The 1,230-nt window shown below is 67.9% G+C and carries 1 protein-coding gene; it reads right to left on the bottom strand.

All coding sequences use genetic code 11. The features are described from left to right. Nucleotides 1-989, bottom strand: a 989-nt coding sequence (locus BKG60_RS13880; protein ID WP_075909697.1) for an IS110 family RNA-guided transposase, incomplete at its 3' end; no start/stop codon positions are given. Nucleotides 990-1,230: the final 241 nt, after the last annotated feature.

The raw sequence follows: 1,230 nt of genomic DNA, 5'->3' as shown, positions 1-1,230 counted from the left end.
CGGAAGTGCACCGCGTGTTGTTTGCCGGACGCTTTGGTCACTGGTGTGGCTCCGGCCAGGGCGGCCACCGCGTCGGGTCCGTCGTAGGCTGCACGGGAGTCGCCCCACTCGGCGAGCACCTGGGCGGCGTTGATCTGACCCGACCTTGGCAGCGACGTGAAGATCTCGGCGTCCGGGTGCTCCCCGAGCCGGGCGATCACGCAGCGGTCGAGGGTCTTGCCGACTTTGTTGAGGGTGTCCAGCACGGTGACCAGGGCTGTGACGGCGTCGGCGACCGCGATCGAGAGGATGGGGTCGCTGGTGCCGGCAGGCGCTGCGCGCAGCCGCCCCAGCAGTTCACCGGCCGGCCGGCGGCCGGAGTAGCCGTGTTTGATCAGGAAGGCGGCAAGGCGCTTCTCTCCGAGGCGGGCGGCGCTGACCGCGGTCGGGTATTGATGCAGGAAAGCCAGGCTGATCGGGGATTGCACGTCGGCGAAGATCGCCTTGGCGCCGGGCCAGTGGTCATCGAGCAGGGCGCTGAGTTGGTTGGTGGCCGATACCCGCATGGCGACGAGGTCGTCTCGGGTGCGCACCACGGTGCGCAACGCCTTGGTGTGCCCGCTGTACGGCGCTACCGGGTGCAGCCGGTGGTGGCGCAGCCGCAGATATTCGGCGATCACCAGGGCGTCGCCGGCATCGGACTTCGCCCCAGAGACGACTTCGCCGTCACGCCAGGTTTTGATCGCGTTCGGCGACACCGGGATGACCGGATGGCCCGCGTCGAGCAGCAGGTCCACCAGCCGCCCGTTGGGTCGCTCGATCCCGATGTGCACGTCGGCGGGTTCGCCGAACTTGGCGAGTTTGCGGACCAGGGTGGCGATGCCGTCGGCGGTGTGGTCAATCATGAACTGTGCCAATATTTTTCCTACGGCGGACAGCACGCACACAGCGTGGGTTGCGGTGGCCCAATCCAACCCGACGTAGACGATTTCAGCGGTGTCCTCGGACAACGGTTCTCCTCACAGTGGCAGCGACGACGCGGCGAGGGGATCGACCACCGGACGGTCACTAACTGGCGCTCTGCGGCGCGTCTCCCTGATGCCGGTCTGCGACCCCGGCAGGACCGAGGGCGGCGGTGTCATGCAGGCCCTCTACGAGCGACCGACGCTGGCCGTCACCTCGGCCCCCGCCGAGTCCCTTCCACGAACCTCTCAACAAGGCCCGCAATAAGGATGGTGCCCTAGTGACCGG

This window comes from Mycobacterium syngnathidarum (genome assembly GCF_001942625.1).
Taxonomy (GTDB): Bacteria; Actinomycetota; Actinomycetes; order Mycobacteriales; family Mycobacteriaceae; genus Mycobacterium; species Mycobacterium syngnathidarum.
The sequence above is the reverse complement of the archived record's forward strand: the minus strand, read 5'-3'. Positions and strand labels throughout refer to the sequence as shown.